The following is a 22,831-nucleotide window of genomic DNA, read 5'->3' as shown; positions in this document are numbered from 1 at the left end:
AATCATACGAGCAATAAAGAGAGCAATGCCTGAACATTACTCTCTTTCATTTAACAATCTATGACCACTAAAGCTTAAGCACCTAATAAACTTTGACCGCACACACGTACAATGTTTCCATTCAGCCCCGTTGAAGCAGATGAAGCAAATAATGCGATTGTTTCAGCCACATCAACTGGTTGACCACCTTGACTCATCGAATTCATACGGCGACCCGCTTCACGAATTGCGAATGGAATCGCTGCTGTCATTTGAGTTTCAATAAATCCAGGAGCAACAGCATTAATCGTTACACCATTTTTCAAAATTGGTGCTGTAAATTTCACTAAACCAATCACACCAGCTTTAGAAGCTGCGTAGTTCGTTTGACCGAGGTTACCCGCAATACCTGAAATCGAAGATACGCAAACGATGCGACCATTTTCATTGATGCCTTCATTAGACAACAAATAGTCATTCACACGCTCAATCGCAGATAAGTTAATGTTAATCACAAGATCCCAAAGCTCTGGCTTCATATTAGCAAGCGTTTTATCACGTGTAATACCGGCATTATGGACAATCACATCTAGCCCGCCTTGAGCAGCCGCTGCAGCTTTGATTTTTTCTCCAGCATCTGGTGCAGTGATATCAATCGCTAAAGTCGATCCACCAATTTCACTCGCAACACGATCAAGATCTGCTTGTTGTTGTGGTACATCTAAGCAAATGACATGAGCACCATCACGCGACAAAACATGCGCAATCGCTTCACCAATACCACGACTTGCACCTGTGACCACTGCAGTTTTGCCCGCAAGTGGTTTAGTCCAATCAACATCAACAACATTTGCTTTTGAAACACGAATGACTTGACCTGATACATACGCTGAGCGCGGAGAAAGTACAAAACGAAGTGTAGATTCAAGATTTAAAGCAGCATCTTGATCTACATAAACCAATTGTGCAGCAATACCTTTCTTAAATTCTTTACCTACAGATTTCACGAATCCTTCTAATGCACGTTGAGCAATCGCTTGTTTCACTGTAGGTGCTGATTCTGGTGTCAAGCCAACGACGACTACACGACCTGAAGTTTGAATTTGGCGAGCAATTGGATTAAAGAATTTATACAATTCAATTAACTGTTCAGAGTCCTGAATACCCGAAGCATCAAACACAACTGCTTTGAATTTCGACTCTTTATCGCCTTCATTAAACGCACCTAAGTTCAACCCTACTTTAGCTGCAGCTTGTTGTAACTCAGCATTGTTTCCCGCATAGCTGTTGGCATGAATATTACTCAGAACTTGCGCAATTTCACCATTAAAAAGACTTTTAGACGCAGAACCGAATAAAACAGCGCCTTGAACAACAGGCGTTGCTGATTCAAAGCGATCTAAGTGAATTGGAGATGGTAAACCTAAATTTTTGATGACAAATTTACCAATTGGAGATTTTGCAAAAGCTTGATATTGGTCAGTCATGAATATGATCTCTCGATAGAATAATTTTTTGAAGGATCTATGGTGTAGATGAAGTTCAGTTCAAACTCTGATACTTAGTAAATTAATCGATCCCTGCGTTTCAGTTAAATAATACTTGAGTTACTCTATGTATGTCTTGACCTGAAAGCATTGCTAAATGTCATTTTAGTCAATACGACCTCTTAGCGATTATGCTAATGTAGCACTCAAGAATATCCCAAATATGCTTGGAAAAGCCTTATGAGCAAAACAACTCAAGAAAATCCAACAACTGAGAATTCTGCGAAAGCGACTGTGTCAAATACATCAAAAGCTCGTTCAAATACGAGTAGTGGTAATGCAAACAGTGCCAACAACGCAAATACTCCAAAAGCGACTCGCCCTCGTACGTCGACGACTCGCAAAAAAACAGCAGCAACAAATAAAACTAAAGCTGAAAATCAAACTTCAGCAACTACGACTCAATCTTCCGCTGAACAGGAAAAAACTATGACTCAAAATACTGTACGCCGTGTTGCAATTATCGGTGGTAATCGTATTCCTTTCGCACGTTCTAATGGTGCTTATTTCACAGCTACAAATACGGATATGCTTACAGCAGCATTGAATGGTCTAGTTGAGCGTTTTAATCTTCAAGGTCAACGTCTGGGTGAAGTTGTTGCTGGTGCTGTACTGAAGCACAGCCGTGATTTCAATATGACGCGTGAATGTGTGTTAAGCACAGAGCTTGCACCTGAAACTCCAGCTTACGATATCCAACAAGCTTGTGGTACTGGGCTTCAAGCCGCTTTCCTCGTAGCGAACAAAATTGCACTTGGTCAAATTGAGGTGGGTATTGCAGGTGGTGTGGATACCACTTCAGATGCTCCTATCGCATTTGGTGATGGATTACGTAAAGCCCTCTTAGAACTCAACGTTGCAAAAACAGGTAAAGATCGTCTTAAAGCGTTAACTAAAATTAACGTAAAAGATTTGCTAGATGCTCCTAAAAATGGTGAACCTCGTACTGGCTTATCTATGGGCGATCACCAAGCGATCACAACACTTGAGTGGGGCATTTCTCGTGAAGCTCAAGATGAACTTGCTGCATCGTCTCATCAGAAAATGGCTGCAGCTTATGAAGCAGGATTCTTTGACGATTTAATGACGCCATTCCTTGGCCTTGAGCGCGACAACAACTTACGTCCTGATTCAACTGTAGAAAAGCTTGCAAAACTTAAGCCAGCGTTTGGTAAAGGTGATGCTCGTACAATGACTGCTGGTAACTCTACTCCACTTACCGATGGTGCTTCTTGTGTATTATTAGCATCAGAAGAATGGGCTAAAGCAAATGGTCACGAAATTTTAGCGTATTTAAGTTTCTCTGAAACTGCTGCTGTAGATTTCATTGGTAAAAAAGAAGGTTTGTTAATGGCTCCTGCTTACGCAGTTCCACGTATGCTCGAGCGTGCTAATTTAAAACTTCAAGATTTTGACTACTATGAAATTCATGAAGCATTTGCATCTCAAGTTCTTTCTACATTAAAAGCTTGGGAAGATCCTAAATTCTGTAAAGAACGTCTAGGCTTAGATGCGCCTTTAGGTTCAATTGATCGTGCGAAGTTAAACGTTAAAGGCTCTTCGTTGGCTGCGGGTCACCCATTTGCCGCAACGGGTGGTCGTATTATCGCAACTGCTGCAAAAATTTTAAATGAAAAAGGTTCAGGTCGTGTACTTGTGTCGATCTGTGCTGCAGGTGGTCAAGGTGTAACGGCAATTATTGAAAAATAATTTCTATAACAACAAAAAAGCATCTCAATAGAGATGCTTTTTTATTTTGAGTTTTAGTGATTTAAAGCCTCAGGTGCATAACCCAGTTTAGCTTCGATCCCATCATAGAACCATTGAAATATAAAGGTGTACACCAGAATACTAAGCGTCAAAGCTAAGTCGACGATAAAAGCTTGTATGAGCGTCATATCCATCATATATGCAACAATTGGAATGGTCACTAACATCAAGCCACCTTCAAATCCTAGCGCATGCAATATACGAACTTTTACAGTACGCTTCCACTGATTGCGCGCTTCAATTTTTTCGAAATAATGATTGAAAATCATATTCCAGATCACTGAAAGTACAGCCATAATCACACCTAATGAACCTGCAATTTCCAGTGGAACTTCAAAAATAAAACTCAAAGAAATTGCGATGATCACCAATAGAATGATTTCATAGCTTATTGCGTGAATAATTCTTCTCTTTGAAAAAAACATGCGTTCACTCATCAACATTGTTATTCATGAGCGCATTTTATTTTCATAATATTGAATGATCGAGTTAGAATCTATCATAATTTTTGAAATAATAAACATGAATATTAATCAAGAACAATTGGTCGTTTTTAAAACGGTGATGGAAACAGGTTCTTTTTCCGCAGCCGCACGTCAGTTAGGCAAGGTCCCCTCTGCTGTCAGTATGGCGATTTCCAATTTAGAGATTGATCTGAATCTTCAACTGTTTGAAAGAGTAGGACGTGAACCACAGCCAACACTTCAAGCCAAAGTTTTGTATGAACGTACTAATCATTTATTGATTGAAATGAATCAATGGAAACAACATGCATTTGGTTTGAGTAGCGGTATCGAAACCGAATTAAATATTGTGGTGGTATCTGAGTTACTGCATAGTAGATGGACTGATTATATTGTTTTATTAGAACAACAATTTCCTCAACTACAAATCAATATATTCAGCGCACCACAAGAAGATGCTCAACAAATGATTTTAACGGGTAAAGCACATTTAGCGTTGATGTTTGAGCGTGAACATATTGAGGCGAATGAACAATTTGTGGAATTAATGAAAGAAAGTTTAATTCCAGTTGCATCTGTTCATCATCCGCTGTGCCAAAATCAAAAAGTGAGCTATGAAGAAATTTTTCAAAGTCGTCAGATTGTAGTCGCTAGTCGCGATCGGAACATTAAGCCTGAATTACTCTTCTCCAAAGATGCATGGCGTACAGACAATCACCATTCTGCATGTAGACTAATTTCACAAGGACTTGGATGGGGAGTATTACCCACTGAAATGCTTATCGAACAACCAACATTAAAGAAAAAACTTAAAGTTCTACGATTTTCAGATTTCACCCCAAAATTTGATTATTTTATCGATCTGGTTTGGAGTAAAGAGCAACCATTGGGCAAAGCTGCTCAATTTTTAATTCATCACATCAGAAATAAAAGAAAAATGTAGGAAAATAACTTGATTTAAAACTTTTGTAGCATGTTTCAAAATAATCATGTGTTATAAAGATGGTATAAGTAATGAAACAAAGAATTAGATCGCAATGACTGAAACAGCTTTATCTCAATTAAAAAACTTCACTACAATTGTTGCAGACACAGGTGACTTAAACGCTATAAAAAAATTTAAGCCATTGGATGCTACCACTAACCCTTCACTCATCACGGCAGCAGCTTCATTCCCTGAAAACAAAGAACTGATTGAAGCTGCATTTGATCAAGCAAAGTCAGAGGGTTATCAGTCAGATGAGTTAATCGATAGAACAATTGATATCCTGACTGTCAAATTAGGTGTGGAAATTCTAAAAGTAGTTGAAGGTCGAGTATCAACAGAAGTTGATGCAGCACTTTCATACGATACAGCCGCGACAATTGCTAAAGCTAAAGAATTACTCGCTCTCTATGCGACTTATGGTGTTGATCAAAACCGAATTTTAATTAAAATCGCCTCAACATGGGAAGGTATTCAAGCTGCTAAGGTTCTTGAAGCAGAAGGCATTCATTGCAACTTAACTTTGTTGTTTGGCTTACATCAAGCAAAAGCATGTGCGGATGCTCAGGTCACATTAATTTCACCATTTGTAGGTCGTATTCTCGATTGGTATAAAAAAGCTGAAAATGTGGATCACTATCCAATTGAACAAGATCCTGGTGTGCAATCCGTTAAACAAATTTACGAGTTCTACAAACAAAATCAGGTGAAAACTGAAGTTATGGGCGCAAGCTTTCGTAGCATAGAACAGGTTCTCGGACTTGCTGGATGCGACCTCTTAACTGTATCACCGAATTTACTTGACGAATTGGCTCAAGATCATCGCCAAGTTGAAGTTCAGTTAAATGCAAATGCACACAGCTCAAATATCGAATCACTTAGTCCAATCACTGAAATAGATTTTAAAGCGCAAATTCAGAAAGATCTTATGGCATCGCAATTATTGCAAGGCGGTATAGATGGCTTTATTAAGGCAAGAGATCAACTCAGCTCTCTGTTAAAACAATCATTTGGCATAGATGCTGATATAAAAGCTTAATTGCACCTATCCATCATTCTTTCAATCGAGCTCTTAGGAGCTCGATTATTTTTTAAGAGATAAATGAGTGTTTGGTATAACTGATCTTCCAACCTATTTAATAGGTACATTACTTATTATTTTATTACCTGGACCTAACTCGCTCTATGTCATGTCTATTGCGACTCGCTTTGGCATAAAAGTGGGCTATCAAGGTGCTTTCGGTATTTTGTGTGGAGATAGCATCCTTATTTTGCTAACTGTCTTAGGTGCCGCAACATTATTGCATCAATTTCCCTGGATTTTTTTCGCCCTAAAAATTATTGGTGCTTTATATCTTAGTTATTTAGGTATCCGTTTAATATATGCAGCCTATTTAACTTGGAAACGTCCAAGTAAAGATCAAGCTAATGTTTCTATTGTACAAAAACAAGAAAAATTTCATCCTTTTCGTACCGCATTACTCATTAGTCTGATTAACCCAAAGGCAATACTGTTCTTTTTATCGTTTTTTGTTCAATTTGTAGATCCAGCTTATCCTTATCCAGCCCAAAGCTTTTTAATGCTTGCTGTAATTTTACAATTAATGAGTATAGCCTACTTAAGTATGTTGATCTTCACAGGTATCAAAATTTCAAATTACTTCAACACGCATTATAAATTAGCAGCTGCTTCTGTTGCCGCTATTGGTATTTTATTTGGATTGTTTGGGATCAAACTTGCGACATCAACAATGTAATCTTAACTTCACAGAATCATTAGGGAAATAATATAAAAATGCTCATAGACGTGATAACAAGAATAAAAAAAGATTTAAGTCTACCTGCTGTTTTCGCTGGCTTTATTACATTTTTAATTGGCATTAGCGTTTCATCTGTACTGGTTATTCAAGCTGGACAAGTATTAGGTGCAAATCAAGCACAGATTAGCTCATGGTTTTGGGCACTGGGTTTGAGTATAGGATTATCAGGACTGATCTTAAGCTGGAAGTTTAAATATCCAGTTGCAACATCATGGTCAACAGCAGGACTAGCACTGATTATCGCTACAGGCTCAGGATACAATTTGAATGAGGCGATAGGGGCATTTTTAATATGCGGAATTATGACTGCTGTATTGGGCTTTTTTGGAATATTTCAAAGAATTCTTGAATTTTTACCGCAATCTCTTACAAGCGCCATGTTAGCTGGAGTGTTATTAAAATTTGGCATTTCATTATTTACGGTCATGCAAGACCAATTGATCTATGTTTTAATCTTGATCAGTACATATTTTATAAGTAAAAAAGCATTACCCCGTCACTCCATTGTCATTACATTGTTAGCTTGCATTATCGCCACACCTTTTTTCTTTGAATATACAGCAACCAAAATTCACTACGGAATGACGTATCCAGTATGGATTCAGCCTGAATTTCACTGGTCAAGTATTCTGGGTTTAGCTATTCCCCTCTTGATCATCAATATGGCTTCACAATATTTACCTGGTTTAGCAATGATCAGATCCTATGGTTACAAACCTCATGTCAACCAATTAGTAAGTTGGACAGGAATTGCTCAAGCAATATTCGCTCCGTTCGGGGCATTTTCAACCAATATTGCAGCAATTAGTGCAGCTGTGAGCCTTGATGAACAAGTTCATCAAGACCCTGCTAAACGCTATATTGCAGGTATGGCTTGTGGAGTGTTCTATATCTTTATGGGCATTTTTGCAGCGACACTAACGGGATTATTACTGTCATTCCCTAGAGAAATGATCACCACTTTGGCGGCGATCGCACTTTTTGCAACGATTGGACATAACATCAGTATCGCATTTAAAGAAGATTTAGATCGTGATGCTGCTTTAATCACTTTTTTAATGTCTGCATCTGGAGTTCAGTTTGTGGGCATTGGATCTGCTTTTTGGGGATTGGTTATTGGATTTATTATTTATCATTTGATGCGTATACAAATTAAAAAGCCTATTTAAAAAAATAGGCTTTTGGGAATTAAATTACAGGATATTCACCCGTACCTTCAGGCCAAGGTGTCAATAATTCATATCCTTCATCAGTCACAGCAACCATATGTTCCCATTGTGCAGACCAAGATTTATCTGCTGTAACTACTGTCCATCCGTCTTTTAATTCTTTAACTTTGGCTTTGCCTGCATTCACCATAGGCTCAATGGTAAACACCATTCCTTTTCTTAATACTAATCCCTGACCAGGCTGTCCGTAATGCAATACATTCGGTTGCTCATGGTAGGTTTTTCCAATACCGTGACCACAATATTCACGTACAATCGTAAAACCTTCGCGTTGCGCAACTTGTTGAATAGCATGACCCACGTCACCTAGTGTCGCGCCAGGTTTAACCGTTTTAATACCTGCAAGCATCGCTTCATAAGTCGTATCGACTAATTTTTTTGCTTCAGGTTTAATTGTACCTACATAGTACATTCGACTGGTATCACCAAAATAACCATCCTTGATGATTGCAACATCAATATTAATGATGTCTCCATCCTCTAAGATAATATTGGAAGCAGGGATACCATGACATACAACTTCATTTTTCGAAATACAGGTTGTTTTTGTATATCCGTAATAACCCACATTTGCTGGCGTCACCTTGAGTGTATTGACGATGTAATCATTACAGATATCATCAAGATACTCAGTACTCACACCTGGCTTCACATAATCACCAATCATTGCAAGCACTTGTGCCGCAAGCCGACCCGATATTCTTAGTTTTTCAATATCTTGTTCAGTTTTAATGGTGACAGCTGTTGCCTTCATGATGAACCCCTTTTTAATTCAGGATTCATTATAGGACTTTCATTTGTCGATCACAAACGCTATAGACTATCTGTAACTTAATCATTTTCGACTATTATTTAACCATTCAGTACATTATTTTATTTTGCGAATCAAGATCTATGCTCTGCTTAATTTCAATTCAATAAATAAATTTATTTTATTAGTTTTATAAATACATAGACTTAATTTAACTCATAATTTCCCATCCAATAAAATTATTCGCTTCTTGCTTTTTTACTATTCCATTCGATGGATGACCGCCCTCCCTATTTACTGACATTTGCTCTAAAATCGCTTTCTTTTTTCTTGAACCGATCTCCCTTATGACCAATTTGCGTACACGGGACATTATTGCCTTAGGTTTTATGACCTTTGCACTATTTATCGGTGCAGGCAATATTATCTTCCCACCTATTGTTGCTCAACAAGCGGGTGAACATGTTTGGTTAGCTGCTTTTGGCTTCTTAATTACTGCTGTTGGCCTTCCTGTTATCACGATCATTGCGCTATCGCGTGTTGAAGGCTCTATTCAACTTTTAAGCTCTCCACTGGGTAAGATTGCAAGTTTAATCTTAACCGTAGCATGCTATCTTGCTGTTGGACCACTTTTCGCGACACCTCGGACAGCTACAGTTTCTTTTGAAATTGGTTTTTCGAGTTATTTTGGAACGTCTTCATCGACCTTGTTGATCTACAGTGCAATTTATTTTGCATTTGTAACTTTAATCTCACTTTATCCGAATAAAATTTTGGATACTGTCGGCTATGTTTTATCTCCACTCAAAATTCTCTCTTTGATCATTTTAGGTGGTAGTGCCTTTTTAGTTTCTGCAGATTATATCCCTGCACCCATTGGAAATTATATCAATAGTCCTGTTTCAGAAGGATTTGTTAATGGTTATTTAACCATGGACACTTTAGGAGCTTTAGTATTTGGTATTGTCATTATTAATGCGATACGTTCACGTGGTGTAAATGATCAAAAGTTAATTACCAAATATGCAGTGATCGCAAGTTTAATTTCAGGTATTGGCCTTACACTGGTTTACATTAGCCTATTTAAACTTGGACTGAGTAGTCACGAGGCTGCACCTAACGCTGCAAATGGTGCCATTATTCTCCATGGCTATGTTCAGCATGCCTTTGGTGACTTTGGCTCATATTTTCTAGGTGCGATGATTTTTATCGCATGCATGGTTACGGCAATTGGTTTGACTTGTGCATGTGCAGAATATTTCTCACAAATCACGAAGATTACTTACAAAAAATGGGTTTTCATTCTTGTTGGTTTCTCATTTGTCATTTCCAACTTAGGTTTAACCAAGTTAATCGCCTTCTCTGTACCTGTATTAAGTGCAATCTACCCACCAGCGATTGTGGTGATCATGATGGGATTTATGTGGAAGTTCTTTAATTCCGCTCCACGCGTCATTGCGCCTGTTACGGCGGTTGCTTTCATATTCGGTATTATTGATGGACTTAAGGTTGCAGAATTAGATCATTTCTTGCCAGCATTTATGAACAATCTACCATTGGCTGAACAAAATTTAGCATGGTTGATTCCTTCTTTAGTTGTATTTGTCATTGTCTACATACTGGATAGACTGAAGAAGTAAATTCAGGTGATTTATCAATAAATATTGTTTTACCCAAGCCGTATTTGTTCTGTAATCAATAATTGTCTCGTTTATCCAACAGACTATTATTGCTTACCCACCTTAACTTTGACCTCATCAGTCTGATTTGGAATGACTTTTGCTACTATTTATTTGTTTTGCAAGATGCTAAAAAGTAAATAGATTAAAGAATTACAAGAAACTCTATTCATCTCATCACGATTTATCGAAATAATTCTAGCACTTAGCTCACGTAGTATCTTAATTTCAAATATTTCGACTTTTGTCATATTAATGTCATAATTTATTTACATAATAGAGTGTTAAAAACTTGCTTTATTCTTCAATCCCCTGTACAAGTATGTAAACAAAGTCGACTAAATCATTCAGATTTGTCATGAATTATCAGGAGGGATGGAGATGTTATCATTACATTTCAACAAGCAAGTCTTCATTAATACTCTTAAAGCAAACAACAATGCTGTCGTTTTTTTAAGCACAATGTTTGCTCTCATGCTGACACTTGTTGTGCAAGGTACAATTCAAGGCACGTTGAAGCTTGAATATTTTGCTTATGCACTTGCTGCGACGCTAGCATTTTACGTGTGGGCCTTTATTGACACGAAATATCGTACTCAAAAGCTTTCTGATCAAGAAGCACATTTAGACTAAGAGATGGATGCCAAAGCATCCATCTTAAAGTCAATGTCATCATTTAAAGCACTCTATCAAAATAACAAGTTTTTCAATTCTGCTCTACTTATTAGAATAACCCAACATATAAACCATAAAGCAAACCTAAGGTCGCCCCAACCTCACCTACGACCAATAGTACCATCGCACCTCTCATGAGCAATTTTGGTAATTCAATACGCCCTAATTGATGTGGTTCTTTGAACTGATTTGTCGTATCTTTCAATAAGCCATGCAAAATATAACTTAAAATTGAAAATGCAAAAAAGAAAATATTAATCAAAATAAAGAGCAAATTTGTCGATTCATTCAACGCTGAAAAATATGCCATAACCGCTAGAATTAACGTTGCAGGTGCATATAGCAAACTACTCCTATGCGCAATATCAACATAATAATGTGCTCGAGCTTGTTTAGATAAGCTGATTTGCACATACTTCCATACACCAGTAAGCATACCGGTCAATAAAAAAATACCACTAAAAAAAATAGCAAGTCTTACCGATAATTCCATTTGATCGATCATGATCTGACATTCCTTCGCTATAAAACAGATTGCAATATGTTTAGCATCTTATCTCATATTTCATACTACGACTTCGCTAACTCCATACCTTATATAGAAATTTAAGCAAAAAAAAGCTCCAATAAGGAGCTTTTTTATTAGAGTTTAAAGCGTGATTTTAACGGTTTTAATTCGATTATCTTCCATTTCTAGAATTTCGAAATTAACCCCTTGGTGTTCAATCAACATACCAACTTCAACCGCCCCACTCGTTTTATCTAAAATCAGTCCTGCAACACTAAAGTAACCTGAGTCTTCTTGCACCAGATCTAAATCTAATATATCGAGCGCCAGCTCTAATTGATATAAATCTAACATACCAGACGCCTTCCAAGTGGTATCATCGATTTTAACCAATTCAAGCTGTTCATCAGCATCTGGGAATTCACCAGCAATTGCTTCAAAAACATCTAATGGTGAGATTAAGCCTTGAATATTGCCATATTCATTTGTAACAAGTACCAATGAACCTTTAGAAGTTCTTAATGTATTAATTGCATCAATCACTTTCATTTTTTCATAAATGAAAATAGGACGGACACGTTTCATCAAATCTTTTAGTTGATCTGGATCATCTAATGCATCAATCAATTCTTTTGCACGTACAATCGTGATGACTTTATCCAATTGTCCACGACAAACTGGGAAAAGACTATGAGGTACAGCTAATACCTGTTCACGAATTGCTTCGGCATCGTCCTCAATATTAACCCAAGAAATTTGATTTCGAGGTGTCATAATTGAAGCAACTGAACGTTCAGCAAGTGATAGCACACCACCAACCATATAACGCTCTTCATCACCAAAAGCTTGTTGAATTTCTTCAACTTCTTTGGATGTTGCAATATCGGCATCCAATTTACTGCCCATCAATTTCAAAATTGAATCTGCAGTTCGATGACGTAACGGGATCTTCGCTTGATTTTTTTCAAGATTACGATTCGAAAATTGATTGAATGCTTCAATTAGAATTGCAACACCAATACCTGAATAAATATAACCTTTAGGGATATGGAATCCAAAACCTTCAGCGATTAGACTTACACCGATCAATAACAAGAAACTTAAACAAAGGATAACCACCGTAGGATGACGGTTAACAAACGTAGTTAACGGTTTTGATGCAATTAACATGACAACCATAGCCACAATCATCGCAGCCATCATCACGTAAATATTATCCACCATACCAATCGCAGTGATCACTGAGTCGAGTGAAAATACCGCATCAAGCACGACGATCTGAGCCACAACTGCAGCAAAACCAGCGTATACGACATTGTTATTCGTTTTAATCTCGGGTTTACCCTCCATTTTTTCATGGAGTTCATTGACAGCCTTATACACAAGGAATAGACCACCAAACAGTAATATCAAATCCCGACCTGAGAATGTTTTTCCAAAAATTTCAATCAATGGTTGAGTTAAAGTCACTAACCACGAGATCGCAAAAAGTAGACCTAGACGCATTAATAATGCGAGGGATAAACCGATTACACGGGCTTTATCACGTTGTTCTGGAGGAAGTTTTTCTGCAAGTATCGCAATAAATACTAAGTTATCAATACCTAAAACGATTTCAAGAATGATAAGGGTAATTAACCCTATCCAAATGCCAGGATCCAATAAAAATTCCATATTAGATCTCCTGGTTCTTATTATTTAAGATAATGTAAGAAGCTAAATTAGGCCAACACGGCGACGGGTCCATATATAAAGTTACCTTTTCAGAAATGATGAAACTATTATGCATAAGAATTTTATTTTGTAATTACTTTTTTTATGTTCAAAACAATTTTTTATGTAAATTTAGATCATATCTTTAGTCGTAATTGCCATCCTTGAATAGTCTTTGACATTTTCGACACAAAAAAAAATATCAGTGCCAAGTTATAGTTCCTATATTTTTCAATAGAATTTGGTCAGCGTGGAATTGACATAAAGATATAATCATGAAGATCAGAATAGCTGTATTTTTCGAATCTTCTGTTTTGATACACATAAAGATATTTACAGATCATTGAAATATGTTTTATAAAACTGAAGTCAATAGGTGTCATACCTTTTGTCTGATTTAAGGTAAGCGCTTGAACATAAGTTGATTATTTGAACATAGTTCTTTTAATATAGGTTATGCTTCATGTAATATTTAAATTAATAAAAACAATTAAGTTACACTGACAAGGACGTAGCGATGTCAAAAAAATATGCAAAATTTTTACCTTCATCTGAAAATTTTGAACTCGAAAATTTTCCATTCTATTGGATCACTCAAGTCCATTCTCAGTATGTACTGAATGTTGACCATGTGCTCAAAAAGTATGGCGTTGATAATTCTCGTCGACGTTTGCTTGTCGCATTGTCTACTAAACCAGATGCAAGTGTTTCAGAACTCTCTGACATGATTGTGTCAAAAATGTCGACGACTACAAAAATCGTTTACCGTTTAAAAGATGAAGGAATGGTTGACACTTACTCGTGTGAAAACGATGCCCGTATTACGCGTGTGGTACTAACACCAAAAGGTTTAGAAATGACAAAAAAAATTAATGACCTGATGAGTGTGGTTCTTGAACAAACATTTGAGGGATTAACCCCACTTCAAATTGAAAAATTAATGGAAAGCTTAAAGCATATTTTCAAAAATTTAGCGCATTAATTTTCCTAAACTTTAGATTAAAGCCCATCATCAAACATATTGAGTTGGGCTGTATTGTTCTGCCGTGGTTTTGGACAATAAAAACATTCAAATTCCCCTACTGGAAAGCCTTCAACAAAGTTCTGAATGTCGGGGGATTTTAAACTCAACCACTGATCTAATTTATGGTGCGGAATAATAATTACTGACCGTTTAACATCTCCAGGCTCATGAAAATCCTTCATCATTTCGTGATGAATAGCATCCATGGTAATCATCGTTGCTGAACGATAAATAATTTGATCAATTTTCGTGATTTCATACAACGCTGCGATAAAAAATGCCTGACCATCTTTTCTTCTCACACCCCATCGTTGCGGTCGTCCATTAATATATTTTGCTTCATAAAACTCAGTGACTGGAATTACACCAAATTTACATTTTTCAAATGCTTCTTGAAAACTTCTTTTTTCGCTTAATGTTTCATTGCGTGCATTATAGGTTTTCTTCGCTATTTCTGTATCAGTTGCCCATTTTGGTATAAAACCAAAATTAACTAACCTCCACTCGTAGCTATGATCAGATTTAAATAATAACGGGGTTTCGTAGCTTGGATAAACCTCTTCCACATATTCAAATGAAATATGTGGAAGTTCTAATGCTTGGATTTGATGCGCTTGTATTGGCTTAAAGTTGGCACACATAGCATAATTTTCAATACTATAAAAAACTTAGGCTATTATAGCCGATCCAATTCAGTTCATTATGATGATATTGGTACTGTCATCCAGTGTGTACGCGTGAATTCATCCATAATCCAATGCCCATTAAAGCGCCCTAATCCAGAGTTCTTTTCTCCACCGAATGGTGCATTAGCATGGTCCGCGACACTTATATCATTAATATGTGTCATTCCAATATCGAGTTTTGAAGCGATTTCTACTCCGCGCTCAATATCAGATGTACATACAGCACCAGATAAACCAAACGGTGTGTCATTGGCGATTTTTATTGCATGTGCTTCATCATCTGCTCTGATGATCGGCAGAATTGGTCCGAAGCTTTCCTCTTGAGCAATTGCATATGTCGGCAATACATCGATAAACACATGAGGTGAAACCAAATTATTCTCAATACCCCCAGCATAGACCAACTTAGCACCTTCTATTTGAGCCTGATCAATGATTCGTTGATGCTGTTTCACTTGTGTATTATTAATAATAGGTCCTATAAGCGTCTCATCAAGATTAGGATCACCCACAGGAATATCTTTGACTTTGTTTAAAAGCTTTTCAACATATTCATTGTGAATCGATTGATCTACGATGACACGATTAGTGCTCATACAGATTTGACCTTGGTGAAGGAAGCGCCCCTTGATCGTCAAATCGACTGCCAAATCTAAATCTGCATCTTTAAGAATTAATAATGGCGCATTCCCCCCAAGCTCTAAAGCAAGTCGTTTGATTCTAGAGCTGGCCATCGCTTTAGCACCAACATTTTGTCCTACTTCTGTAGAGCCAGTGAATGAAATCATCTTCGGGATAGGATGCTCGACAAAATAATCCCCTATTTCACTACCACTACCCACAATGACATTCAGTACACCAGCGGGCACACCCGCCTCTTCAAACAATTTCCCTAATAATGTTCCACCTGTAACAGGTGTGTCACTCGCAGGTTTTAGTACCACTGTATTTCCACATGCGATTGCGCAAACAACCGATCGCATTGACAAATGAAATGGAAAATTCCAAGGGCTAATGACAGCAATAACACCCAACGCTTTGCGTTGATAAAAACTTTTTCTCGCAGGATCTTTACTTTCTAGCTGAACAGTTTGGATTTGATCAGGAAAAGTGAATGATTCTGAGATAATACCAAGCGCAGCACCTAATTCAATATTTGCCTTGAGACGCGTACTTCCAGACTCGGTAATCAGCCAATCTATAATTTCGTCTTTACGTAATTGTATGATGTCATGCAGCTTCTGAATGATTTTCTTGCGATCTATAGCAGAGGTAATTAAGCCAAGATCAAATGCTTGTTGTGCTGCAGAAAAAGCGAGATCAACATCAGACTGATTCGCCGCTTGAATTTGGTGTATTTCTTTTAAATCAAATGGATTAAAATTTTGTATGACACGCTCTGAAGAGCCTTTTAACCAAGAACCGTTAATATACTGTTGATTTAAATTTGAATATCGCGTCATTTTATGTCCCTCTACATGCCACTTTTTACCCAATGGTCAACTATTTTACACAATCGTAAAAAAAGCCTCCGGAGAGGCTTTTTTATTTTAATTAGTCACCAGTATAACCTTTAAGCTTCAAGCGGTAAGCATGAAGTAATGGTTCTGTATAACCTGATGGTTGTTCAGCACCTTTAAACACTAAATCATATGCTGCTTGGTAAGCATAACCGTCAAACCCAGGCGCCATTGGTGTGTACGCTGGATCGTTCGCATTTTGCTCATCTACAATTTTAGCCATACGTTGCATTACTTCTTCAACTTGCTCTTTAGTCACGATACCGTGACGTAACCAGTTAGCAACGTGTTGAGATGAAATACGTAAAGTTGCACGGTCTTCCATCAAACCAACGTTGTTGATGTCTGGAACTTTAGAACAACCAACACCCAAATCAACCCAACGAACAACATAACCAAGAATACCCTGAAGGTTATTTTCTAACTCTTTGGTTTTCTCTTCATCAGTCCAATTCGTATCAGTCGCTAATGGTGGAGTTAATAAATCATCTAAAGGTAATGCTTCAGTTTTTAACAACTCTTGTTGACGCGCTGAAACATTACATTGGTGATAGTGAATCGCATGAATTACAGCACCAGATGGTGATGGAACCCAAGCACAGCTCGCACCAGCTTCAGGATGCTCAATTTTGGTTTTATACATATCTAAAAGCATATCTGGTTTAGGCCACATGCCTTTACCAATTTGTGCTTTGCCACGTAAGCCTGCTTGTAAACCAACCATCACGTTACGGTTTTCATATGCAGGGAACCAAATTTGAGATTTAACTTCACCCTTACGAACGAATGGACCTGCTTCCATAAAGGTATGGATTTCGTCACCTGTACGGTCCATGAATCCTGTGTTAATGAAGATGGTACGATCTTTCGCTTGAGCAATACAGTTTTTCAAGTTTACAGAAGTACGGCGCTCTTCATCCATGATCCCGATTTTAAGCGTTTTTGCTGGCAAACCTAGAGCTTGTTCTGCACGCTCAAATAGTTCAACTGCAAATGCAACTTCTTCAGGGCCATGCATCTTAGGTTTAACGATATACATAGAACCTTTACGAGAGTTCTTGATTTCATTTTGACCTTTGATGTCAGCAAACGTTAATAACGGTGTGATCAATGCATCCATGATACCTTCATAGATTTCTTGACCATCCACTAGGATCGCCGGGTTCGTCATCAAATGACCAACGTTACGAAGAAGCATCAATGAACGACCGTGTAAAGTTGTTTCGCCACCGATCAGATTTTTGTGGGTACGGTCTTTGTTTAAAGCACGAGTAATGGTTTTACCATTTTTCTCGATTTTCTCTTCCAAAGTACCCTTCATCAAACCTAACCAGTTACGGTAGCCTTCAACTTTTTCTTCAGCATCAACCGCAGCAATTGAGTCTTCCAAATCTTGGATCGTTGTTACCGCAGATTCTAAAACAAGATCTTTTACGCCAGCAGCATCCGTTTGACCAATTGGGCTTGTCGCATCGATTTCAATGATGACATGCAAACCATTATTTAATAAAACGATTTCTGTCGGCGCAGACTCTTCACCATTAAAACCTACAAATTGAGCTTCTTTAGCCAAATTCGTTGTGCTGCCATCTTTAAGCGTTACCACTAATTTTTTTGCTTCAACAGCGTATTTCGTAGCATCCGCATGTGATCCATTTGCTAAAGGGAAAGTTTCATTTAAGAAATTTTTAGCAAAAGCGATAACTTTTTCGCCACGAACAGGGTTATACCCCTTACCTTTTTCCGCACCGCCTTCTTCCGAGATGACATCGAAACCATACAATGCGTCATATAAAGAGCCCCAACGAGCATTTGCAGCGTTCAAGCAGTAACGTGCATTACGTACAGGCACAACCAATTGTGCACCCGCCAATAGTGCGATTTCTTCATCTACATTTTCAGTTGTAATTTGAAAATCTTCTACTTCTGGTAATAAGTAGCCAATTTCTGTCAGGAAAGCTTTGTAAGCTCCTAATTCAAATTTATTATTGCGGTGCCATTCATCAATTTTCGCTTGAATGTCATCACGCTTAGCCAAGAGTGCTTTATTTTTTGGGCTAAGATCAACAACGACTTGTTCAAAGTTTTTCCAGTAAGTTTCACTGTCTAAACCAGAACCTGGTAGTGCTTCATTTTCGATGAAATCGTAGAGTTCTTTAGCAATCGCTAACTTGCCTTTCTGAATACGTGCAGTCATTGTCTTTCCTGATATTGCTACTTTTTATACAAGAGAATCTAGTATACCCATTTATAAATTGCTGAATAGTAATATCACATTGCTAAATAGTGATCATTTATTATAGACACCAATCAGATGAGACTTTTGATCTATTACTTATTGAGTCGTTTTAATTCAACAATCTAATTACAGTGTATAAAGTTTTATAAAGGTAGAAATTAGACTTAAGTGCCAATTTCCATCAAATCTGATTTAATTTAAACCAATATGTCTATTTTCTCTACGCTTTTAAGCGACGATTTCAAATTTATTCCACTCCAAATAAAAAAACCCAAACATCATCTGTTTGGGTTCGTTTTTGAATTTTCACATTTATTCTGCAGGCATATCAATTTGTCGATGCGCAGATTGTAAATAGTCATCTGATTGCATTTCGAGTAAGCGTGAACGTGTGCGTTCGATTTCAAACGCTAATTTTTCGCCACTATATATATCAATGATACTGGCATGTGAGGTTAGTAATAATTTAACACCACGATCATAGAACTCATCGACTAAATAAATGAATCGGCGTGTTCCTTCTGATAAATAATCATTCAGATCGGGAACATTACTGACTAGGACAGTGTTATAAGTGTTCGCAATTTCGATAAAGTCCGCAGGACTTCGTGGCTTCATACAGAGTTCAGAAAACTCACACCATAATACATCTTCAGTATGACCAATTGTATCGACATTACGTCCATTAATGATGATCGGTTCTTCACTCACATTTTGAGCACTGGTTAATGCTGAAAAACGTTGTGCCATCCATACCTGATTATCATGGCTTAAAGGTGATTTGAACAACTGCGCTTGTTTCAGTACACGCAAACGATAGTCAACACCTGCATCCACATTCAAAATGACACAATTCTTTTTTACCATTTCAATCGTTGGAATAAAGCGGTCGCGATGAATACCGTTCTTGTATAAACCATCTGGTGCAATGTTTGATGTCGCAACAAGTGTAATTCCACGAACAAATAGCTTTTGGAATAAATCACTTAAAATCATCGCATCCGTGACATTTGATACAAAGAATTCATCAAAACAGATCACAACCGCATCTTTGTAAATTTGATCAGCAACGATGTCGAGTGGATTTTGCTGTCCTGAATTTTTATTTAACTCTTTATGCACATATTGCATAAAATGATGGAAATGCATACGCGTCTTACGACGGAATGGTATCGCATCATAAAACTGGTCCATCAACCAAGTTTTTCCACGCCCAACACCACCCCACATATAAACACCCTTCGGGGCTGTTTGACGGCGAAAACGTCGAAACGCTTTTTTAGAAGCTTTATATCGTAAGATCAGTTCTTCCCAAACACGATTAAGTTCATGTACAGCTTGAGCTTGAGCATCATCAGGCATAAATTGTCCTGACGAAATTGCGTGAGCATAACGTTCTGCAGGTGATTGCGGAGTGTGACTTAAACTATTTTGCGAAGAATGAGAATGGAACATAGATATTGATTACTTTTTTAGGCCGTCGGAAGTATAACGAATATTTAAAAAAATGATAAATAACACTTTGGCATATACCATTTGAGCATACATGCTGAGGTTATTTCCCATACTGTCGTGGACTTTGTCCAAACCATCTTTTAAAAGCATGGTTAAATGCTGCAGGTTCTGAATATCCAAGCATTTCAGCTATTACTTCGATTGAATACTCTTTGTACTCAATTAATCGAAGCGCTTTCTCTCGAATGAGTTGCTCCCGTATTTGCTTATAGCTTGTATCCAGTTGGTTAAGCTGATGTCGCAAAGTACGCTCTGGAATATTCAATGCTTGAGCAGTTTCTGCCATTGTTGGAATCTGCCCCGTTTGTAAATCCAAATAATCGTGAATTCTTTGAATCAACTGGTGTTGATTCAATTGTTGTGCATTCAATCTTTCGATTTCAGCATTACATCTTTGTTGATGGACATTAAATGTGATTTGATCAGCTGAAGGCAACTTCAATTCTAAAATTTCAGCATCAAAAATCAGTCGAAATTTCTCTTGTTCAAACCGAACTTGTTCACCGAAATAATTCAAATACTTGTTCAAAAAAATGGATTCTTTCGGTCGTGAAAACGGCAATTCAATCTGCACTTCAGGAAAGGGCAATCCTATCATTTTGTAGATATCTTGCACGAATTTAACCGTACCTGAAATTTCACATTGGGCCCTGAACTCATCAACTTCACTTTGTAAATTGAGTGGCTCATAACATAAAGCCGCATAGACACTCGTCTGCTCTAATGTAAGCCTACCCGATAAATGGGTAAGTGCTTGATAGCGTATTCCATTTGTGAGAGCCGCACCGACATTCGAGCTTGTGACCAACAGCATGAGAAGCGGACCATAGCCTGCGAGCGCATAATGTTGACCGACATCCAAACCAAGCAGCGGGTTAACCCCTTTAGCAATAATTCTTTGAATGATTTGTTCTAATTCAGGTTGAATCGTTGAACTCGGATCTAAGGCATCCGCCTTTAAACCGACAGCTTCCAATCTTTCGTCCACATTTATTCCGACCTGTCGCATGCCCTGTATGAGATACAACAAACCGAGAATCGACCTTTTCATAAAACAGAATTTTAAAATTAAAGTTGCATATGTTTTACCCTAAAAAAAAGGGAAAGAATATTGCCGAAAATATCAATATTAAATGTCAATGAAATCATGTCAGTTTCAGTCCAGACTGCTTATGATAGCTTCAAATAATATAAACGAGTATTAAAATGGAAGTTACATCAGATCAGCTAGATACAAATTCAGTCGACTTAATTGAAACGCAACTCATCAAGAAAAATACTAAAATTGCGATTATCGGCGCCGGATTTGGAGGATTAGCCACAGCTATTCAACTTCTTAAACGCGGTATCAAAGATTTTGTTATTCTTGAAAAAGCTACAGATGTAGGTGGTACTTGGCGTGAAAATCAATACCCGGGTGCTGCATGTGATGTGCAGTCTCATATGTATTCATTATCTTTTGCACCTAAATCTGATTGGACAAAACGATATGCTGAAGCACCTGAAATTTTTCAATATATTCAAGATCTTATTCAAGAATATGATTTAAAAAAATTTATTCAATTTGATACCGAAGTCATTTCGACACGCTTCGATGAGCAAGCTCATGCGTGGGAAATCTCCATCAAGAATCAAAGTGCTCTACGCAGTCAATTCCTTATTTTTGCCTCTGGTCCATTGCATATTCCTCAAATTCCAAAGATTAAAGGTATCGAAAAATTTAAAGGCGAAGTATTCCACTCATCATCTTGGAATCATGCTTATGACCTGAATGGTAAACGTGTAGCCAGTATCGGCACAGGTGGAAGTGCAATTCAATATATTCCTGAGATTGCACCAAAAACCAAACAGTTATACGTGTTTCAAAGAACTGCTGCATGGGTAATACCGCGCGATGAACGTGCTTATAATGCTTTAGACAAAAAACTGTTTGCCCAATACGACTGGTTTAGAAAATTGCATCGAGCGCGCTTGTATTGGTCAAATGAATCACGCGTAGTTCCGATTGTAAAACCTCAAATGATGCGACTGGGTCAAAAACTTGCAGAAGCTTTTATTCGCTTCCAAGTCAAAGATAAAGAAATAGCAAAAAAATTGACACCAGATTACACCATGGGGTGTAAAAGAATTTTGGTATCAAATCGATATTTCCCAACATTTAATCGCAAGAATGTAGAGCTCGTGACGGACAGCATCCAAGAAATTACTGAAAATGCGATTGTTACCAAAGATGGGCAAGTACGAGAAATAGATTGCTTAATTTACGGTACTGGTTTTATTACTGATCCACGAATTTATTTAAAAGATTTTAAATGTTATGGTGAAAATGGTATTGAGTTGAAAGAAGCATGGAAAGAGGGTGCTGAAAGCTACTATGGAATTTCTACCAAAGGATTTCCAAATCTCTTTCAACTTTTAGGCCCGAATACTGTTTTAGGTCATAACTCTGTAATTTTTATGATCGAATCTCAAGTGAATTACATTCTACAACTGATTGAAGCTGTAGAAAAATCCAAAACCAAAGCAATCGTGGTCAAAGATGTAGTCCAAGAAGAATTCAACCGTAAAATCCAAGAAAAATTTGCAGGCACAGTTTGGCAATCTGGCTGTGTGAGTTGGTATCAGCAAGAAGGCGGAAAGAATTTTTCACTTTGGCCGAGTTATACATGGAAGTATTGGCTAGAAACCAAAAATGCAAATCTAGCCGATTACCGTTTCTTTAATTAA

At 37.5% G+C, this 22,831-nt stretch carries 19 protein-coding genes; 9 read left to right on the top strand and 10 right to left on the bottom strand.

What is annotated here, in order from left to right; all coding sequences use genetic code 11:
• Window positions 1-74: 74 nt before the first annotated feature.
• Window positions 75-1,466: a 3-oxoacyl-ACP reductase gene (locus AC1M9B_RS11405; RefSeq protein WP_035266061.1), complete on the bottom strand. Its 1,392-nt coding sequence runs from the start codon at window positions 1,464-1,466 to the stop codon at window positions 75-77.
• Window positions 1,467-1,706: 240 nt separating this feature from the next.
• On the opposite strand from AC1M9B_RS11405, the gene AC1M9B_RS11400 reads away from it, so the two are divergent.
• Entirely contained in the window at window positions 1,707-3,236 is a 1,530-nt protein-coding gene (locus AC1M9B_RS11400; RefSeq protein WP_481596372.1) for an acetyl-CoA C-acetyltransferase, read from the top strand.
• A 53-nt stretch (window positions 3,237-3,289) separates the two neighbouring features.
• On the opposite strand, the gene aceI is transcribed toward AC1M9B_RS11400, so the two are convergent.
• Window positions 3,290-3,721 (bottom strand): chlorhexidine efflux PACE transporter AceI, encoded by a 432-nt coding sequence (gene aceI / locus AC1M9B_RS11395; RefSeq protein ID WP_092767850.1) that lies wholly within the window; start codon window positions 3,719-3,721, stop codon window positions 3,290-3,292.
• A 97-nt stretch (window positions 3,722-3,818) separates the two neighbouring features.
• On the opposite strand from aceI, the gene aceR reads away from it, so the two are divergent.
• The 4 genes from aceR to AC1M9B_RS11375 all read left to right on the top strand — a co-directional run bounded on the left by aceR (window position 3,819) and on the right by AC1M9B_RS11375 (window position 7,734).
• Complete coding sequence (gene aceR, locus AC1M9B_RS11390) at window positions 3,819-4,703, top strand: HTH-type transcriptional regulator AceR (RefSeq protein ID WP_092767852.1); 885 nt, start codon at window positions 3,819-3,821, stop codon at window positions 4,701-4,703.
• 94 nt (window positions 4,704-4,797) lie between these two features.
• The gene (gene tal, locus AC1M9B_RS11385) at window positions 4,798-5,784 is read left to right on the top strand and encodes a transaldolase (RefSeq protein ID WP_481587645.1); all 987 of its coding nucleotides are present in this window, start codon (window positions 4,798-4,800) and stop codon (window positions 5,782-5,784) included.
• A gap of 67 nt (window positions 5,785-5,851) precedes the next feature.
• The gene (gene leuE / locus AC1M9B_RS11380) at window positions 5,852-6,502 is read left to right on the top strand and encodes a leucine efflux protein LeuE (RefSeq protein ID WP_481587646.1); all 651 of its coding nucleotides are present in this window, start codon (window positions 5,852-5,854) and stop codon (window positions 6,500-6,502) included.
• A 53-nt stretch (window positions 6,503-6,555) separates the two neighbouring features.
• Window positions 6,556-7,734, top strand: a complete 1,179-nt coding sequence (locus AC1M9B_RS11375) for a benzoate/H(+) symporter BenE family transporter (RefSeq protein WP_481609141.1) — start codon at window positions 6,556-6,558, stop codon at window positions 7,732-7,734.
• A 19-nt stretch (window positions 7,735-7,753) separates the two neighbouring features.
• Here AC1M9B_RS11375 and map read toward each other — a convergent pair whose 3' ends face one another.
• The gene (gene map / locus AC1M9B_RS11370) at window positions 7,754-8,548 is read right to left on the bottom strand and encodes a type I methionyl aminopeptidase (RefSeq protein WP_481592105.1); all 795 of its coding nucleotides are present in this window, start codon (window positions 8,546-8,548) and stop codon (window positions 7,754-7,756) included.
• 344 nt (window positions 8,549-8,892) lie between these two features.
• On the opposite strand from map, the gene brnQ reads away from it, so the two are divergent.
• The gene (gene brnQ / locus AC1M9B_RS11365) at window positions 8,893-10,185 is read left to right on the top strand and encodes a branched-chain amino acid transport system II carrier protein (protein ID WP_481609123.1); all 1,293 of its coding nucleotides are present in this window, start codon (window positions 8,893-8,895) and stop codon (window positions 10,183-10,185) included.
• A 420-nt stretch (window positions 10,186-10,605) separates the two neighbouring features.
• Window positions 10,606-10,857, top strand: a complete 252-nt coding sequence (locus AC1M9B_RS11360) for a hypothetical protein (RefSeq protein WP_035266079.1) — start codon at window positions 10,606-10,608, stop codon at window positions 10,855-10,857.
• Window positions 10,858-10,948: 91 nt separating this feature from the next.
• Here the strand turns inward: AC1M9B_RS11360 and AC1M9B_RS11355 are convergent, their stop codons facing one another.
• On the bottom strand, window positions 10,949-11,404 hold the full coding sequence (locus AC1M9B_RS11355) for a hypothetical protein (RefSeq protein ID WP_416224324.1): 456 nt from the start codon (window positions 11,402-11,404) through the stop codon (window positions 10,949-10,951).
• Window positions 11,405-11,548: 144 nt separating this feature from the next.
• Window positions 11,549-13,081: a TerC family protein gene (locus AC1M9B_RS11350; protein ID WP_092767773.1), complete on the bottom strand. Its 1,533-nt coding sequence runs from the start codon at window positions 13,079-13,081 to the stop codon at window positions 11,549-11,551.
• A gap of 556 nt (window positions 13,082-13,637) precedes the next feature.
• Here AC1M9B_RS11350 and AC1M9B_RS11345 point away from each other — a divergent pair.
• Window positions 13,638-14,102: a MarR family winged helix-turn-helix transcriptional regulator gene (locus AC1M9B_RS11345; protein ID WP_035266085.1), complete on the top strand. Its 465-nt coding sequence runs from the start codon at window positions 13,638-13,640 to the stop codon at window positions 14,100-14,102.
• 17 nt (window positions 14,103-14,119) lie between these two features.
• On the opposite strand, the gene AC1M9B_RS11340 is transcribed toward AC1M9B_RS11345, so the two are convergent.
• The 5 genes from AC1M9B_RS11340 to AC1M9B_RS11320 form a co-directional block, all read right to left on the bottom strand.
• Entirely contained in the window at window positions 14,120-14,785 is a 666-nt protein-coding gene (locus AC1M9B_RS11340) for an SOS response-associated peptidase (protein WP_481592103.1), read from the bottom strand.
• A 59-nt stretch (window positions 14,786-14,844) separates the two neighbouring features.
• Window positions 14,845-16,293 carry an aldehyde dehydrogenase family protein gene (locus AC1M9B_RS11335; protein WP_481609122.1) on the bottom strand — a complete coding sequence of 483 codons (1,449 nt, stop codon included), beginning with the start codon at window positions 16,291-16,293 and terminating at the stop codon, window positions 14,845-14,847.
• 91 nt (window positions 16,294-16,384) lie between these two features.
• Window positions 16,385-18,547, bottom strand: a complete 2,163-nt coding sequence (locus AC1M9B_RS11330) for a malate synthase G (protein WP_092767767.1) — start codon at window positions 18,545-18,547, stop codon at window positions 16,385-16,387.
• A 354-nt stretch (window positions 18,548-18,901) separates the two neighbouring features.
• Entirely contained in the window at window positions 18,902-20,044 is a 1,143-nt protein-coding gene (gene zapE / locus AC1M9B_RS11325; RefSeq protein ID WP_481587652.1) for a cell division protein ZapE, read from the bottom strand.
• A 100-nt stretch (window positions 20,045-20,144) separates the two neighbouring features.
• On the bottom strand, window positions 20,145-21,155 hold the full coding sequence (locus AC1M9B_RS11320) for an AraC family transcriptional regulator (protein WP_481592100.1): 1,011 nt from the start codon (window positions 21,153-21,155) through the stop codon (window positions 20,145-20,147).
• Between the two features lie 155 nt (window positions 21,156-21,310).
• Here AC1M9B_RS11320 and AC1M9B_RS11315 point away from each other — a divergent pair, with 155 nt between their 5' ends.
• Window positions 21,311-22,831 (top strand): flavin-containing monooxygenase, encoded by a 1,521-nt coding sequence (locus AC1M9B_RS11315; RefSeq protein ID WP_481609121.1) that lies wholly within the window; start codon window positions 21,311-21,313, stop codon window positions 22,829-22,831.

The sequence above is a fragment of the Acinetobacter sp. ANC_7513 genome (genome assembly GCF_056779915.1).
The sequence above is the reverse complement of the archived record's forward strand: the minus strand, read 5'-3'. Positions and strand labels throughout refer to the sequence as shown.

Bases quoted from the DNA above. Each gene is read 5' to 3' on its own strand.
- tal (WP_481587645.1), top strand. From the start codon at position 4,798: ATGACTGAAACAGCTTTATCTCAATTAAAAAACTTCACTACAATTGTT.
- aceI (WP_092767850.1), bottom strand. From the start codon at position 3,721: ATGTTTTTTTCAAAGAGAAGAATTATTCACGCAATAAGCTATGAAATC.
- AC1M9B_RS11330 (WP_092767767.1), bottom strand. From the start codon at position 18,547: ATGACTGCACGTATTCAGAAAGGCAAGTTAGCGATTGCTAAAGAACTC.
- AC1M9B_RS11340 (WP_481592103.1), bottom strand. From the start codon at position 14,785: ATGTGTGCCAACTTTAAGCCAATACAAGCGCATCAAATCCAAGCATTA.
- AC1M9B_RS11355 (WP_416224324.1), bottom strand. From the start codon at position 11,404: ATGATCGATCAAATGGAATTATCGGTAAGACTTGCTATTTTTTTTAGT.
- AC1M9B_RS11320 (WP_481592100.1), bottom strand. From the start codon at position 21,155: ATGAAAAGGTCGATTCTCGGTTTGTTGTATCTCATACAGGGCATGCGA.
- AC1M9B_RS11315 (WP_481609121.1), top strand. From the start codon at position 21,311: ATGGAAGTTACATCAGATCAGCTAGATACAAATTCAGTCGACTTAATT.
- AC1M9B_RS11405 (WP_035266061.1), bottom strand. From the start codon at position 1,466: ATGACTGACCAATATCAAGCTTTTGCAAAATCTCCAATTGGTAAATTT.
- map (WP_481592105.1), bottom strand. From the start codon at position 8,548: ATGAAGGCAACAGCTGTCACCATTAAAACTGAACAAGATATTGAAAAA.
- AC1M9B_RS11345 (WP_035266085.1), top strand. From the start codon at position 13,638: ATGTCAAAAAAATATGCAAAATTTTTACCTTCATCTGAAAATTTTGAA.
- brnQ (WP_481609123.1), top strand. From the start codon at position 8,893: ATGACCAATTTGCGTACACGGGACATTATTGCCTTAGGTTTTATGACC.
- aceR (WP_092767852.1), top strand. From the start codon at position 3,819: ATGAATATTAATCAAGAACAATTGGTCGTTTTTAAAACGGTGATGGAA.
- AC1M9B_RS11360 (WP_035266079.1), top strand. From the start codon at position 10,606: ATGTTATCATTACATTTCAACAAGCAAGTCTTCATTAATACTCTTAAA.
- zapE (WP_481587652.1), bottom strand. From the start codon at position 20,044: ATGTTCCATTCTCATTCTTCGCAAAATAGTTTAAGTCACACTCCGCAA.
- AC1M9B_RS11400 (WP_481596372.1), top strand. From the start codon at position 1,707: ATGAGCAAAACAACTCAAGAAAATCCAACAACTGAGAATTCTGCGAAA.
- AC1M9B_RS11350 (WP_092767773.1), bottom strand. From the start codon at position 13,081: ATGGAATTTTTATTGGATCCTGGCATTTGGATAGGGTTAATTACCCTT.
- AC1M9B_RS11335 (WP_481609122.1), bottom strand. From the start codon at position 16,293: ATGACGCGATATTCAAATTTAAATCAACAGTATATTAACGGTTCTTGG.